This is a genomic window from Stenotrophomonas maltophilia (genome assembly GCF_039555535.1).
GTDB lineage: Bacteria > Pseudomonadota > Gammaproteobacteria > Xanthomonadales > Xanthomonadaceae > Stenotrophomonas > Stenotrophomonas maltophilia_Q.
Window position 1 is genome coordinate 2,642,621 of sequence record NZ_CP154630.1, and the last position, 13,672, is coordinate 2,656,292.

Annotated in this window: 16 protein-coding genes; all 16 read left to right on the top strand. The window is 68.1% G+C overall.

Annotated elements, in window-relative coordinates; translation table 11 throughout:
• The first annotated feature begins 6 nt into the window (after positions 1 to 6).
• Positions 7 to 384: a response regulator gene (locus AASM09_RS12210; protein ID WP_010485922.1), complete on the top strand. Its 378-nt coding sequence runs from the start codon at positions 7 to 9 to the stop codon at positions 382 to 384.
• A complete protein-coding gene (locus tag AASM09_RS12215) occupies positions 381 to 1,886 on the top strand; it encodes a sigma-54 dependent transcriptional regulator (protein ID WP_100443523.1) in 1,506 nt (501 codons plus the stop codon). The genes AASM09_RS12210 and AASM09_RS12215 overlap by 4 nt, the downstream gene beginning before the upstream one ends.
• Positions 1,887 to 2,478: 592 nt before the next feature.
• Positions 2,479 to 2,844 (top strand): flagellar hook-basal body complex protein FliE, encoded by a 366-nt coding sequence (fliE, locus tag AASM09_RS12220; RefSeq protein WP_005416441.1) that lies wholly within the window; start codon positions 2,479 to 2,481, stop codon positions 2,842 to 2,844.
• Positions 2,845 to 2,857: 13 nt separating this feature from the next.
• A complete protein-coding gene (gene fliF / locus AASM09_RS12225) occupies positions 2,858 to 4,504 on the top strand; it encodes a flagellar basal-body MS-ring/collar protein FliF (protein WP_049429345.1) in 1,647 nt (548 codons plus the stop codon).
• 7 nt (positions 4,505 to 4,511) lie between these two features.
• Positions 4,512 to 5,498: a flagellar motor switch protein FliG gene (fliG, locus tag AASM09_RS12230; protein ID WP_024958226.1), complete on the top strand. Its 987-nt coding sequence runs from the start codon at positions 4,512 to 4,514 to the stop codon at positions 5,496 to 5,498.
• Positions 5,495 to 6,136, top strand: coding sequence for a FliH/SctL family protein (locus AASM09_RS12235; RefSeq protein WP_049429346.1), 642 nt, complete (start codon positions 5,495 to 5,497; stop codon positions 6,134 to 6,136). The genes fliG and AASM09_RS12235 overlap by 4 nt, the downstream gene beginning before the upstream one ends.
• Positions 6,133 to 7,518, top strand: coding sequence for a FliI/YscN family ATPase (locus tag AASM09_RS12240; protein ID WP_049429347.1), 1,386 nt, complete (start codon positions 6,133 to 6,135; stop codon positions 7,516 to 7,518). The genes AASM09_RS12235 and AASM09_RS12240 overlap by 4 nt, the downstream gene beginning before the upstream one ends.
• A 3-nt stretch (positions 7,519 to 7,521) precedes the next feature.
• The gene (gene fliJ / locus AASM09_RS12245; RefSeq protein WP_005413256.1) at positions 7,522 to 7,989 is read left to right on the top strand and encodes a flagellar export protein FliJ; all 468 of its coding nucleotides are present in this window, start codon (positions 7,522 to 7,524) and stop codon (positions 7,987 to 7,989) included.
• Complete coding sequence (locus AASM09_RS12250; protein ID WP_049429348.1) at positions 7,989 to 9,155, top strand: flagellar hook-length control protein FliK; 1,167 nt, start codon at positions 7,989 to 7,991, stop codon at positions 9,153 to 9,155. Before fliJ ends, AASM09_RS12250 begins: the two co-directional genes overlap by 1 nt.
• A gap of 242 nt (positions 9,156 to 9,397) precedes the next feature.
• On the top strand, positions 9,398 to 9,913 hold the full coding sequence (locus tag AASM09_RS12255; RefSeq protein WP_057504318.1) for a flagellar basal body-associated FliL family protein: 516 nt from the start codon (positions 9,398 to 9,400) through the stop codon (positions 9,911 to 9,913).
• A gap of 10 nt (positions 9,914 to 9,923) precedes the next feature.
• Positions 9,924 to 10,928 (top strand): flagellar motor switch protein FliM, encoded by a 1,005-nt coding sequence (gene fliM, locus AASM09_RS12260; RefSeq protein ID WP_049431106.1) that lies wholly within the window; start codon positions 9,924 to 9,926, stop codon positions 10,926 to 10,928.
• Positions 10,925 to 11,260, top strand: a complete 336-nt coding sequence (fliN, locus tag AASM09_RS12265) for a flagellar motor switch protein FliN (RefSeq protein WP_005409543.1) — start codon at positions 10,925 to 10,927, stop codon at positions 11,258 to 11,260. Before fliM ends, fliN begins: the two co-directional genes overlap by 4 nt.
• 17 nt (positions 11,261 to 11,277) lie before the next feature.
• A complete protein-coding gene (fliO, locus tag AASM09_RS12270) occupies positions 11,278 to 11,676 on the top strand; it encodes a flagellar biosynthetic protein FliO (protein ID WP_180848852.1) in 399 nt (132 codons plus the stop codon).
• 1 nt (position 11,677) lies between these two features.
• Positions 11,678 to 12,457 carry a flagellar type III secretion system pore protein FliP gene (fliP, locus tag AASM09_RS12275; protein ID WP_049431111.1) on the top strand — a complete coding sequence of 260 codons (780 nt, stop codon included), beginning with the start codon at positions 11,678 to 11,680 and terminating at the stop codon, positions 12,455 to 12,457.
• Between the two features lie 84 nt (positions 12,458 to 12,541).
• Positions 12,542 to 12,811 (top strand): flagellar biosynthetic protein FliQ, encoded by a 270-nt coding sequence (locus tag AASM09_RS12280; RefSeq protein ID WP_005413254.1) that lies wholly within the window; start codon positions 12,542 to 12,544, stop codon positions 12,809 to 12,811.
• Positions 12,812 to 12,824: 13 nt separating this feature from the next.
• Positions 12,825 to 13,616 (top strand): flagellar biosynthetic protein FliR, encoded by a 792-nt coding sequence (gene fliR, locus AASM09_RS12285; protein WP_049431117.1) that lies wholly within the window; start codon positions 12,825 to 12,827, stop codon positions 13,614 to 13,616.
• The last annotated feature ends 56 nt before the right edge of the window (positions 13,617 to 13,672 follow it).

Sequence of the window (13,672 nt, forward strand, 5' to 3'; positions counted from 1 at the left end):
TTGGACATGAACAAGCTCACGGTCCTGCTGGTCGATGACCACGAGGGCTTCATCAACGCGGCGATGCGCCATTTCCGCAAGATCGACTGGCTGCAGATCGTCGGCAGCGCCGGCAACGGCCTGGAAGCGATCGAGCGCTCGGAAACGCTGCGCCCGCAGGTGGTGCTGATGGACCTGGCGATGCCGGAAATGGGCGGCCTGCAGGCCACCCGCCTGATCAAGTCGCAGGACGATGCACCGTACATCGTGATCGCCAGCCACTTCGACGACGCCGAGCACCGCGAGCACGCACTGCGTGCCGGCGCCGACAATTTTGTCAGCAAGCTGTCCTACATCCAGGAAGTCATGCCGATCCTGGAAGGCCTCAGGGAGGATCGATCGTGAGCGAATCGCGCATCCTGGTGCTGGACAACGACGCCGTGCGCGCAGAGCGCACCGTTGCCCTGCTGGAATTCATGGACTTCAACCCGCGCTGGGTCTCCGACGCGGCCGACTTCGATCTGGGCCGGCAGCGCCAGAACGACTGGATGGCGGTGATCGTCGGCAGCCTGGACGACAGCGCCGCCAGCACCGCACTCTACAACTGGCTGGGCGGCAGCAGCCTGCCACCGCCGGTGCTGCTGGCCGATGGTGATGCCTCTGCGTTCGCGCAGCAGCACGGCCTGCACGAAGCCAATATCTGGCCGCTTGAAACGCCGCTGCGCCACGCGCAGATGGAAGCCCTTCTGCGCCGCGCCAGCCTCAAGCGCCTGGATGCCGAGCATCAGGCCGGTGCCGTGCAGGATCAGGGGCCGACCGGCAACGGTCCGGCGGTGACCGCACTGCGCACCATGATCGAACAGGTGGCCGCGTTCGATACCACCGTGCTGGTGCTGGGTGAATCGGGTACCGGCAAGGAAGTGGTGTCGCGCGCGATCCACCAGCGCTCGCCGCGCCGCGATGGCCCGTTCGTGGCGATCAACTGCGGCGCCATTCCGGCGGACCTGCTGGAAAGCGAACTGTTCGGCCACGAGAAGGGCGCCTTCACCGGTGCGCTGACCGCGCGCAAGGGTCGTTTCGAAATGGCCGAGGGCGGCACCCTGCTGCTGGATGAAATCGGCGACATGAGCCTGCCGATGCAGGTGAAGCTGCTGCGCGTGCTGCAGGAGCGCAGTTTCGAGCGCGTGGGCGGCAACCAGACCATCCGCTGCAACGTGCGCGTGGTGGCGGCGACCCATCGCGACCTGGAAACCCGTATTGCCGAGGGCAAGTTCCGCGAGGATCTGTTCTACCGCCTGAACGTGTTCCCGATTGAAGTGCCCGCGCTGCGCGAACGTCGCGAGGACCTGCCGGCACTGGTGGAAACCATCGCCGCACAGCTGGCCCGCACCGGCCGTGGCGAGGTGCGCTTCACCCCGGAAGCCTTGCAGGCACTGGCCGGCTACGAATGGCCGGGCAACGTGCGCGAGCTGACCAACCTGGTCGAACGACTGGCCGTGCTGCATCCGGGTGGTTCGGTGCGCGTGCAGGACCTGCCGGCCCGCTATCGTGGCGATGCGGCACTGGCCGCCGTCGCTACGCCGGCACCGGCACCGCCCGCCGCCAGCGAAGAGCGGCTGGACCTGCGCAGCTTCTCGTTCCACACACCCGGCAGTGGCAACCAGCCGGCGCTGGAGCACGGCATTGCCGTCAATCGCCCGGCGGCTCCGGCCGCACTGCCCGACGAAGGCATGGACCTGCGCAACCACATGGCCAACATCGAACTGGGCCTGATCCACGAAGCACTGGAACGCACCCAGGGCGTGGTCGCCCACGCCGCCCAGCTGCTCGGCCTGCGCCGCACCACCCTGGTGGAAAAGCTGCGCAAGTACGGCATCGAGCGCGAGCAGGCCGAGCTGGCCGGCTGAACCGCGCTATCAGCATGAAGGGGGCACGAACGCCTGGGCTTGCCCGGGCGTTGGTGTTTGTGGCGCCCGGGGTCAGATCCCTTTCCGCTGGAAGGGGATCTGACCCCCCGCGCACTCACAGCGCCGGAATTCCGGCCACTGGACCCTGCGGCCCCAGGCCAGAAAACCGACGCCGGTTAAATGGCGCCATGACCGGGGTCAGAGCCCGTTGCACTGCAACGGGATCTGCCCCCCTCCGAGCAGTGTCGACCAAGGTCGACACCCACCATCAGATCGCAGAGAACTGTCGAAGGCGGGGTGGGTCCGGTTGCGGGGGCGTGAGCCGCATGGATGCGGCGACCGAGCCTCCATGGACGGATTTACGGCGCCCCCCGCAACCGGACCCACCCCGCCATCCCACGGAATGTTCGCTGTTGCTGTTGCTGTTGCTGTTGCTGTTGCCGGCCAGCGGCCGGCACTACCGCGGGGAGCGGGGTGCAACCCCGCACGCACACCCAACCTCCTCACTTCACTGAATCGAAAACCGGTTTCGGCACGGCACTTGCACTGGCTCCAGCAGACAACCCCATCCCTGTTTCTGGAACCGTTGCAGATGTCCCACTCCGTCACTTCGATCCTTTCGCAGATCCGCTCCTATCAGACCCAGATGGGACAGCCGGCGCTCAACCCGCTGGGCGAAACCCCGCGCAGCAATGCCCTGCCGGGCACGGTGCTGGAAGCACCGCAGGCCCAGCCGGCCAGCTTCACCGAAACCCTGCGTGGTGCGATTGCCGGCGTCAACGACGCGCAACAGAAGTCCGGCGCCCTGGCCAAGGCCTTCGAAATGGGCGACCCCAGTGCCGACCTGGCCAAGGTGATGGTCGCCTCGCAGCAGTCCCAGATCGCCTTCCGCGCCACCGTGGAAGTCCGCAACCGTCTCGTCCAGGCTTACCAGGACGTGATGAACATGCCGCTGTAAGGAACATTGACGCATGGCACTGACGCTCTCCAAGGACAGCCTGAACGCCGAGAAGGCCGGGCAATGGTTCGACCGCCTGCAGAGTCTGCAGATCACCCGTCGGCTGGGCCTGATGGCGATGATCGCGGTGGCGGTGGCGGCAGGCCTGTCCGTGTTCTTCTGGTCACAGAAGCCGGGCATGGTCCCGCTGTATACCGGCCTGGACCAGAAGGCGACCGCTGAAGCGACCGACCTGCTGCGCGCCGCGCAGATTCCGTTCGCGCTCGATCCCGCCACCGGCGGCATCACCGTGCCGGAGAAGAACCTGCACGACGCCCGCCTGAAGCTGGCCGGCTCCGGCCTGACCGACAGCGGCAAGCTTGGCTTCGAGCTGATGGAACGCGACCCGGGCTTCGGCGTCAGCCAGTTCGTCGAAAGCGCGCGCTACCAGCACGCGCTGGAAACCGAGCTGTCGCGCACCATCAACACGCTGCGCCCGGTGCGTGATTCGCGCGTGCACCTGGCCATTCCCAAGCCCAGCGCCTTCACCCGCCAGCGCGATGTCGCCAGCGCTTCGGTGACCCTGGAACTGCGCGGCGGCCAGCAGCTGGAACGCAGCCAGGTGGACGCCATCGTGCACATGGTCGCGGCCAGCATCCCGGATCTTGCCCCGGAACGGGTGACCGTGGTCGACCAGAGCGGGCGCATGCTCAGCATCACCGACCCCAACAGCGAGGCGGCCGTCAACGCTGCCCAGTTCGAACAGGTGCGCCGCCAGGAAACCTCGTTCAACCAACGCATCCGCGAGCTTCTGGAACCGATGACCGGCCCGGGCCGCGTCAACCCGGAAGTGAGCGTGGACATGGATTTCTCGGTGACCGAAGAAGCCCGCGAGCTCTATAACGGCGAGCCGCAGAAGCTGCGCAGCGAGCAGATGAGCGAGAACACCACCAGCACGCCGGGGCCGCAGGGTGTGCCGGGGGCGACCAGCAACAGCCCGCCGGGCCAGCAGGCCGCGCCGGCCACCGCGCAGACCCCGACCGAAAGCAGCAAGAACGCGACCCGCAACTACGAGCTGGACCGCACCCTGCAGCACACCCGCCAGCCCGCGGGCCGCATCAAGCGCGTGTCGGTGGCAGTGCTGGTGGACAACGTGCCGCGCGCCGGCGCCAACGGCAAGATGAGCCCGCAGCCGCTGTCGGCCGCCGAGCTGACCCGCGTCGAGGCCTTGGTGAAGCAGGCGGTCGGCTTCAACGCCGAGCGTGGCGACACCGTGTCGGTGATGAACGCCCCGTTCGTGCGCGAGATCACGCCCGAGGAAGGCCCGGCCTGGTGGGAGCTGCCTTGGGTGCACGACGCCGGCCGCATGCTGCTCGGCGCGGTGGTGGTGCTGGCACTGCTGTTCGGCGTGCTGCGCCCGGCGCTGCGCGCGATCACCGGCCAGAACAAGAAGAACGACGAGCACGCACTGGAACCGCATACCGCGGACGTGCAGCTGGTTGATGACGATGGCACCCCGCTGCCGGCGCTGGGCGCCGACCGGGCCAGCCTGGCCGGGCCAGACGCACTGGCCCTGCCGGTGGATTCATATGAGGAACGACTGCGGATGGCGCGTGAAGCCGTGAAGACCGACTCCAAGCGCGTGGCCCAGGTGGTCAAGGGCTGGGTGGCCAATGACTGAGCCGCAATTGACCGGCGTGCAGCGCGCGGCCGTGCTGCTGCTTTCGCTGGGTGAGCTGGACGCGGCCGAGGTGCTGCGCCACATGGAACCCAAGGAAGTGCAGAAGATCGGCATCGCCATGGCCACCATGACCGACATCACCCGCGAGCAGGTGGAACGGGTGATGGACCAGTTCGGCCAGGAGCTGGGCTCGAAGACCTCACTGGGCGTGGGTTCGGATGACTACATCCGCAACATGCTGGTGCAGGCGCTGGGCAGCGAGAAGGCCGGCAACCTGATCGACCGCATCCTGCTCGGCCGCAACACCACCGGCCTGGACGCGCTGAAGTGGATGGACCCGCGCGCGGTGGCCGACCTGGTGCGCAACGAGCACCCGCAGATCATCGCCATCGTGATGGCGCACCTGGAAACAGACCAGGCCGCCGACGCACTGAAGCTGCTGCCCGACCGTACCCGCGTCGACGTACTGCTGCGCATCGCCACCCTCGACGGCATTCCGCCGAACGCGCTCAATGAACTCAACGAGATCATGGAGCGCCAGTTCGCCGGCAACCAGAACCTGAAGTCGTCCAACATCGGCGGCGTGCAGTGCGCGGCCAACATCCTGAACTTCATGGACAGCGGCCAGGACCAAGCGATCCTGGGCGAAATCGCACGCATCGATGCGCCACTGAGCAACCGCATCCAGGACCTGATGTTCGTGTTCGACGATCTGGTCGATCTGGACGATCGCGAAATGCAGCTGGTCCTGCGCGAAGTGAGCGGCGAGCGCCTGGGCTTGGCCCTGCGCGGTGCCGACATCAAGGTGCGCGACAAGATCACCCGCAACATGTCGCAGCGCGCGGCCGAAATCCTGCTGGAGGACATGGAAGCCCGTGGCCCGGTGCGCCTGTCCGACGTGGAAGGCGCGCAGCGCGAGATCCTGGCCATCGTCAAGCGCATGGCCGATGAAGGCACCGTCACCATCGGTGGCAGCGCGGAGGCCATGCTGTGAGCAACGTCGTGCGCTGGCTTGCCCCGGACCTGCTGGCCCAGCCCGAACCGGCGCTGGCGCAGGAAGATGTGTTCGAACTCACCGAGCCGGACCCGGAACACGAACCCGAGCCACCGCTGCAGCTGCCGACCCTGGAGGAGATCCAGGCGATCCAGGACAGCGCCGAGAAGGAAGGCTTCCAGCACGGCCATGCCGACGGCTACAGCCAGGGCCAGGCCGAGGTGCGGCGCCTCGCCGCGCAGATCGAAGGCATCCTGGACAACTTCAGCCGGCCGCTGGTGCGGCTGGAGAATGAAGTGGTCGGTGCGCTCGGCGAGCTGGCCGTGCGCATCGCCGGTGCCCTGGTCGGGCGTGCCTACGAGGCCGACCCTGCGCTGTTGGCGCAGCTGGTCGGCGAGGCCATCGACGCGGTCGGAGGCAGCACCCGCGAAGTCGAGGTGCGCCTGCACCCCGACGACATCGCCGCCCTCGCCCCCCTGCTGAACCTGTCGCCGCAGCAGCGCCTGGTGCCCGATACCAGCCTGAGCCGCGGCGACCTGCGCGTGCATGCTGAAGCGGTGCGCATCGACGGCACCCTGGAAGCCCGCCTGCGTGGCGCGCTGGATGCGGTGATCCGCCAGACCGGAGCAGGCGCATGACGCCCGAATCGCAGCCGGCACCACCGCCCGCCGACTGGGCCATGGCCCGCAACCTGCGCCTGGCCCGTCGCCTCGACGGCCTGCGCGTGGATACCGCGCATGGTCGCGGCCTGATCCGCGAGGGCGTGCTGCGCCGCGCGGTCGGGCTCACCCTGGAAGCGGTTGGCTGCGAGGCGCCGCTGGGCGCCAGTTGCAAGGTGGAAGTGGTCGACGGTGGCTGGGTCGATGCCGAAGTGGTCGGCTTTGCCGGCGAGCGCACCTACCTGATGCCCAGCGCTGAACTGCACGGCCTGCTGCCCAACGCCCGCGTGGTGCCGTCGGCGCGCCGCGGTGGCGTGGAAGTCGGCGAAGGCCTGCTCGGCCGGGTCATCGACAGTGATGGCGTGCCGCTGGACGGCAAGGGGCCGATCCGCGCCGAAGGCCACGTCGGCATGGCCGGTGTCTCGATCAATCCGCTGGCACGTGAACCGATCACCCAGCCGCTGGATGTGGGCGTGCGCGCGATCAACGCGCTGCTGCCGATCGGCCGCGGCCAGCGTGTCGGCCTGTTCGCCGGTTCCGGCGTCGGCAAATCCACGCTGCTCGGCATGATGACCCGCTACACCGCTGCCGATGTGATCGTGGTCGGGCTGATCGGTGAACGTGGCCGCGAAGTCCGTGATTTCGTCGAAACCACTCTGGGTGAGGAAGGCCTGCGCCGCGCCGTGGTGGTGGCCAGCCCGGCCGACCGCCCGCCGCTGGCACGCCTGCACGGCGCCTACCGTGCCACCGCCATTGCCGAATGGTTCCGCGACCAGGGACTGAATGTGCTGCTGCTGATGGACTCGCTGACCCGCTTCGCCCAGGCACAGCGCGAGATCGGCCTGTCGGTCGGCGAGCCGCCGACCACCCGCGGCTACCCGCCGTCGGTGTTCGCCAAGCTGCCGGCGCTGGTCGAACGCGCCGGCAACGGCGCCAAGGGGCGTGGTTCGATCACGGCGTTCTACACGGTGCTGACCGAGGGCGACGATCCGCAGGACCCGATCGCCGATGCCGCCCGCGCGATCCTCGATGGTCACATCCTGCTCTCGCGGCGCGTGGCCGACAGCGGCCTGTATCCGGCCATCGACGTCGAATCGTCAGTCAGCCGAGTGGTCACGGAAATCGCCGACGAGCCGTGGCGCCTGCGCATCCGCAAGCTGAAGCGGCTGGTCTCGGCCTACTCGGCCAACCGCGACCTGATCGCCATCGGTGCGTACCAGCGCGGCAACGACGCGGCCACCGACGAAGCCCTGGAACGCTGGCCGGAAATCATGGAGTTCCTCGGCCAGGACGTTGCCAAGGCCGCAGATCTCCCGCACAGCCAGGCGGCACTGCAGCGCCTGGTGGAACAAGAGAGTTAAGCCATGAACCAGTCCAAGCGCATCGATCCCCTGCTCAAGCGGGCCCAGGAACACGAGGACGCGGTCGCCCGAGACCTCGCTGAACGCCAGCGCGTTCTCGATACCCATCTATCGCGACTGGACGAACTGCGACGTTATGCCGAGGAGTACGCAAACGCGCAGATGGCAGCGACCAGCCCGGCGCAGCTGCTGAACCGTCGCGCTTTCCTGGACCGCCTGGACAGTGCGGTCGAGCAGCAGCAAGCCACGGTCAACGGCAACCGCGAAAAAGTGGAAGCCGAGCGTGCCCGCCTGATCCTGGCCAGCCGGGACAAGGCCGTGCTGGAACAGCTCGCCGCCAGCTACCGCGCGCAGGAAAAAGTGGTGACCGATCGCCGCGACCAGCGCGAGATGGACGACATCGGTGCGCGCCGCGCGCGCCTTGTACAGGCCGAAGACCAGGATGGCACCGAGCAGGGAGGCCGCTCGTGATGCCCTCCCCGCTCGCCAGCAGCGCCAACGCGCAGACACAGAATTCCGGCGGCGCTGCAGCGCGCGCACCGCGCAGCGAGGGCGGCAAGGAATTCGGCCAGCTGCTGCAGGGTGGCGCGCCCTCTGCAGCCGCCCCTGCCAGCAGCGCCACCACGCCGACGCCATCCACGCCGAGCCAGCCATCGACCCCCGACAGCAATGGCCAGGCTCCCGGCGAACGCAACGCAGAAGGCGAAGCGGCAAGCGCTGAAACGTCGCCGCTGCCGCCCGTTGCCGCCACCCCGGCTGGACCCGGCACCGACAAGGACACGCCCGCCGCGACCGAGGATGCCCCGTGGCCACCGCTCGGCCTGGCCGGCCTGGTGCTGGCGATGCCGACGCCCGTGGATCCGGCCGCCGCTCTGCCGACCACCGCTGCACCGTCGCTGTCCAGCGACGGTAGCGCGCTGCCCGCTGCCCCCGCCGCGAACCCGGCGCTGCCCGCAACCGCCCCAGCAGCGGCTACCGCAGCCGCAGCGACGGCCGACGGCAAACCTGCGGCGACCAGCGCTGGGGATGCCAGCGCGCTGCCACTGCCGGAGATGATCCCGCCCGGCAAGCGCAGCGAGCGCGGCGAAGGCAGTGACGTGGCTGCCTTCGGCGACCGCAACAGTGCACCACTGCTGCACGCACCGGCAGCGGCCGCCGTGCAGGACCTGAAAGCGGCGCTCGCCACCGGCAACGCGATCTTCAATGGCGAACCCACGCCCAAGCCCGTGCTGGGTGACGACGGCTTCGACCAGGCCATCGGCGCGCGCCTGGGCTGGCTGGCCGACCAGAAGATCGGTCACGCCCACATCCGCCTGAGTCCGGACGACATGGGCCCGGTGGATGTTCGCCTGCAGTTGAACGGCGACAAGGTGCATGCCAGCTTCAGCAGCCCGCACGTGGACGTGCGGCAGGCGCTGGAAAGCAGCCTGCCGCGCCTGCGCGAGCTGCTGGGCGAACAGGGCTTCCAACTGGCCCACGCCGATGTCGGCCACCAGGCGCCTGGAGGTGACGGCAGTGCGTCGGGGCAATCCGGCGCCGGCGGCATGGCCGGTGACGGAGAACCGTCGCCGGGTGACACCAGCGTGTCGTCCGCGCAGTTGATCCGCCAGCGCGGATTGCTGGACGCCTACGCCTGACAGACGTGCCAACCAAGGTTGGCACCTACCAGAGTGGGGCGGTCGGCGCCCACCAGGGCACAGGGGCACCGGGGCAATGGAGCCGGCCAGGATCGGCACTTCGCCGTATCGCGTTGGTGGCTGCGGAGCTTGCTCCGCACGGCCGCACCGGCACCCCGACGGAATTCCGTCGCACCCCACTGCCCCATCTTCGGCACACCCCTTGCATATCCCGGTGAAGCAACCCTCAGGAGCTTCACCCCGTGGCCGCAGCCGCTGACAAAACCAAGAAGACCGCCGAGAAGGACAAGGCCGCCAAGCCGCGCAGTCCGATCCTGATCACCGCATTGGTGGCCGTGCTGGCCGCCGCCGCCGCTGGTGGCGGCGTCTGGTTCTTCACCCAGTCCAAGCCGGAAGAGAAGACCGCGCAGGCCCCGAAGAAGTCGGCCACCCCGGCGCCGGCGCAGTACTTCGCGCTCGACCCGGCCTTCGTGGTCAACCTCAACGGCCCCATCGACGGCCCGCGCTACCTGCAGCTGGAAGTGCAGCTGATGACGCGTGACCCGGCCGCGCTGGAGGCGATCAAGACCCACGCGCCGGCCATCCGTGCACGCCTGCTGATGCTGTTCTCGCAGGTCAGCCCCGACCAGATCGCCGATGTCGCCGGCAAGCAGAAGCTGCAGGCTGCGTCGCTGGCCGAAGTGCAGAAAGTGCTCAAGGCCGAGACCGGCAGCAATGGTGCCGACGACCTGCTGTTCACCAGTTTCGTGACCCAGTAAGGGCCCACCAATGAATGATCTGTTGTCCCAGGACGAGATCGATGCCCTGCTCCACGGCGTGGACAGTGGCGCGGTCGAGACCGATCCGGAACCGCCGTCAGGCGAAGCGCGCTCATACGACTTCGCCAGCCAGGACCGCATCATCCGCGGTCGCATGCCAACCCTGGAAATGGTCCACGAGCGTTTCGCACGCCTGTGGCGGATCGGCCTGTTCAACCTGATCCGCCGCTCGGCCGAGCTGTCGGTGCGCGGCATCGAGCTGATCAAGTTCAACGACTACATGCACTCGCTGTATGTGCCGACCAACCTGAACCTGATCCGTTTCAAGCCGCTGCGTGGCACCGGCCTGATCGTGTTCGAACCGACCCTGGTGTTCGCCATCGTCGACAACTTCTTCGGTGGCGACGGGCGCTACCCGACCCGCATCGAAGGCCGCGAGTTCACCGCCACCGAAATGCGGGTGATCCACCTGCTGCTGAAGCAGACCTTCGCCGACCTGCGCGAGGCCTGGGCACCGGTGATGGATGTCGATTTCGAGTACATCAACTCGGAGATCAACCCGCACTTCGCCAACATCGTGACGCCGCGCGAGTACGTGGTGGTGTGCCGCCTGCACGTCGAGCTCGATGGCGGTGGCGGCGACATCCACGTGACCCTGCCCTACTCGATGCTGGAGCCGATCCGCGAGCTGCTCGACGCCGGCATCCAGAGCGACCGCAACGATCGCGACGAGAGCTGGGGGCAGACCCTGCGCGAACAGCTCAACATCGCCGAGGTGACCCTGTCCAGCGTGCTGGCCAGCAAGCGCATGACGCTGCGTGACCTGACCCAGCTGAAGGTCGGCGACATCCTGCCGATCGAGCTCAGCCCGCAGGTGCCGTTGTGCGTGGAGAACATCCCGGTGTTCACCGGCGAGTTCGGCATCGCCAACGGCATGAACGCCGTGAAGATCACCGCTACCCATCCGCCGGGCACCCGCCCGCGCGTACCCGTCATCCAGGAAGACCCGCAATGAACGATATCGACGCCCTCGAACCCACCCCGGCCCAGTTCAGCAGCCTGCAGGCCGACGAGGCGAACGGCCCGGACCTGAACCTGGACGTGATCCTGGACGTGCCGGTGACGCTGTCGCTGGAAGTCGGTCGCGCGCGCCTACCGATCCGCAACCTGCTGCAGCTCAACCAGGGCTCGGTGGTGGAGCTGGAACGCGGCGCCGGCGAATCGCTGGATGTGTTCGTCAACGGCACCCTGATCGCCCACGGCGAAGTGGTGGTGATCAATGACCGCTTCGGCGTGCGCCTGACCGACGTGGTCAGCCCGAGCGAGCGGATCCGGAGACTGCGTTGAGCCTGCTGGCCTCCACCCTGCTGGCGGTCGGCAAGGCCGCCGCCCCGGTTGGCCCGCAGGTCGGCCAGCACGCGGCCGCCGCACCCAGCCTGTTCGGTGCGGTGCTGGCGCTGCTGGCGGTGCTGGCCCTGGTCATCGGCCTGGGCTGGCTGCTCAAGCGCATGCCTGGCAGCGGCTTCCGCCCTGCCGAAGGCATGAAGCTGGTGGCCAGCCTCAGCGTCGGCGCCAAGGAACGCGTGGTGGTGGTCGAGGTCAACGGCCAGCAGCTGCTGCTGGGCGTCACCGCCGGCGGCATCAATACCCTGCATACCCTGCCCGAACCGTTGCCGCCACCGGCGCCGGTACGCGTGCCGGACTTCAAGAACCTGCCGAATTTCGCCCAGCTGCTGCAGCAGCGGCTGCGCAAGGACCCCTGACATGCGTGTCACCCGTACCCGTCTTGCCACCCTGATGCCGTGGCTGCTGTTGCTTGCCCTGTGCCTGTTGCCGGCACTGGCGTTCGCCGCGCCCGGCGCACCGACCACGCCGCTGCCGGACATCAACGTCGGCAAGATCGGCGGTGCGCCGGTCAGCCTGCCGCTGCAGACCCTGCTGCTGATGACGGCGATCACCCTGATCCCGTCGATGCTGCTGGTGCTGACCTCGTTCACCCGCATCATCATCGTGCTGGGCCTGCTGCGCCAGGCGCTGGGCACGGGCCAGACGCCGTCCAACCAGGTGCTGCTGGGCCTGGCCCTGTTCCTGACCGCGATGATCATGCTGCCGACCTGGGACAAGGCTTGGAGCACCGGCATGGCGCCTTACCTCAACGGCGACATCGACTTCCAGACCGCCTGGACGCTGACCACCACGCCGCTGCGCGCCTTCATGCTGGCGCAGATCCGCGAGACCGACCTGATGACCTTCGCCGGCATCGCCGGGCACGGCACCTACGCCAGCCCCGACGCGATCCCGTTCCCGGTGCTGGTCGCCTCGTTCGTCACCAGCGAGCTGAAGACCGCCTTCGAGATCGGCTTCCTGATCTTCATCCCGTTCGTGATCATCGATCTGGTGGTGGCCAGCGTGCTGATGTCGATGGGCATGATGATGCTGTCGCCGATGCTGGTGTCGGCGCCGTTCAAGATCCTGCTGTTCGTGCTGGTCGATGGCTGGGTGCTGACAGTCGGCACACTGGCGGCGAGCTTCAATCCGGCTTGACCCAACCCCGCAACGGCCGTCGAGCACGGCTCGACGCTACATGAGCGTTGCCGGGCACCGCCCGGCGCTACCGATGGAAAGACCATGTCTCCCGAACTTGCCCTGACCGAACTGCGTGGCGGCCTGATCACCGTGTTGTGGGTGGCCGGCCCGCTGCTGCTCACCGTACTGGTGGTGGGCGTGGTGGTCGGCGTCGTGCAGGCCGCCACCCAGCTCAACGAACCGACCATCGCCTTCGTCGCCAAGGCGGCGGCGCTGACCGCGGTGCTGTTCGCGCTGGGCAGCCTGCTGATCGGCCACCTGGTTGAATTCACCACGCTGTTGTTCCAGCGCATCCCGCACCTGATCGGCTAGGACACACGCTTCGATGGACGCCGCCACCCAGATGGCTGCCGACGGCCTGCAGGCCTTCGGCATGATCGGCACCGTACTGTGGACCATGCTGCGCATCGGTGCGGTGACCATGGCCATGCCCATGGTCGGCACCCGCGCGGTGCCGGCGCGGATCCGCGTGATCCTGGCCGGCACCCTTGCCATCGCGTTGGCACCACTGCTGCCGCCGGTACCGGACTGGACCGGCTTCGATGCCGCCACCGTGCTGACCATTGCGCGGGAACTGGCCATCGGCGTGTCCATCGGCTTCCTGCTGCGCCTGGTGTTCGAAGCCGGTGCGCTGGCCGGCGAACTGATCGCCCAGGGCACCGGCCTGGCCTTCGCGCAGATGAGCGACCCACTGCGCGGCGGCACCTCCGGCGTGATCGGGCAGTGGTTCTACCTGATGTTCGGCCTGCTGTTCTTCACCGCCAATGGCCACCTGGCGCTGATCTCGCTGGTGGTGGACAGTTACCGGGCACTGCCGATCGGCGCCCCGCTGCCCGACCCGCACGCGTTCTTCAGCATTGCCCCGACCTTCCTGCTGACCGTACTGCGCGGCGCACTGACCCTGGCCATCCCGCTGACGGTGGCGATGCTGGCGGTCAATCTGGCGTTCGGCGTACTGGCCCGCGCCGCCCCGGCGCTGAACCCGATCCAGTTGGGCCTGCCGGTCTCGCTGCTGCTGGGCCTGTTCCTGCTGGCCCTGCTGGCCGGTGAAATGGGGCCGCCGGTGCAGCGCTTGTTCGATGCCGCCTTCCAGGCTGCGGACGCGGTTACACACTGACCTGATCATCACGTTTTACTGGTTGCCATGCCTTCGTTTCTGTAGAGCCGAGCCCA

Coding starts and splice junctions, on each gene's coding strand:
- fliR (WP_049431117.1), top strand. CDS start 12,825: ATGGACGCCGCCACCCAGATGGCTGCCGACGGCCTGCAGGCCTTCGGC.
- fliN (WP_005409543.1), top strand. CDS start 10,925: ATGAACGATATCGACGCCCTCGAACCCACCCCGGCCCAGTTCAGCAGC.
- AASM09_RS12210 (WP_010485922.1), top strand. CDS start 7: ATGAACAAGCTCACGGTCCTGCTGGTCGATGACCACGAGGGCTTCATC.
- fliM (WP_049431106.1), top strand. CDS start 9,924: ATGAATGATCTGTTGTCCCAGGACGAGATCGATGCCCTGCTCCACGGC.
- fliE (WP_005416441.1), top strand. CDS start 2,479: ATGTCCCACTCCGTCACTTCGATCCTTTCGCAGATCCGCTCCTATCAG.
- AASM09_RS12250 (WP_049429348.1), top strand. CDS start 7,989: ATGCCCTCCCCGCTCGCCAGCAGCGCCAACGCGCAGACACAGAATTCC.
- AASM09_RS12240 (WP_049429347.1), top strand. CDS start 6,133: ATGACGCCCGAATCGCAGCCGGCACCACCGCCCGCCGACTGGGCCATG.
- fliF (WP_049429345.1), top strand. CDS start 2,858: ATGGCACTGACGCTCTCCAAGGACAGCCTGAACGCCGAGAAGGCCGGG.
- fliJ (WP_005413256.1), top strand. CDS start 7,522: ATGAACCAGTCCAAGCGCATCGATCCCCTGCTCAAGCGGGCCCAGGAA.
- fliP (WP_049431111.1), top strand. CDS start 11,678: ATGCGTGTCACCCGTACCCGTCTTGCCACCCTGATGCCGTGGCTGCTG.
- AASM09_RS12280 (WP_005413254.1), top strand. CDS start 12,542: ATGTCTCCCGAACTTGCCCTGACCGAACTGCGTGGCGGCCTGATCACC.